The following is a 324-nucleotide window of genomic DNA, read 5'->3' as shown; positions in this document are numbered from 1 at the left end:
ACGGGTGCCGAACTCTCGAAAGCCGTCAACTAAACCGTCGGCGGCGTGTTATCTTCGAGACCGACCTCTCTGTCGTTGGCTACAACGAGAGTCTAGGAAAACTACTGATTTCGCGTCTCCGAGACTCACTCCCCATGAGCGTCGGTATTTTTTCTGAACTGCCAGAGTTACCTATCCTTAATTCGCAAGCGCCATCTCTCGGCTCATTCAGGATCTTAGTGGGAAACCCAAGCAGTCCGTGTGCTGATGCTGATCCGTTGCGGATACAGCTCCGTAGTAGCCTCAGGTGATCCTGTGACGCGACATCTGCCGAACAGGGTGAAT

Source organism: Halorubrum sp. SP3, from assembly GCF_005435195.1.
Taxonomy (GTDB): Archaea; Halobacteriota; Halobacteria; order Halobacteriales; family Haloferacaceae; genus Halorubrum; species Halorubrum sodomense.
This window is presented reverse-complemented; position numbering follows the sequence as displayed.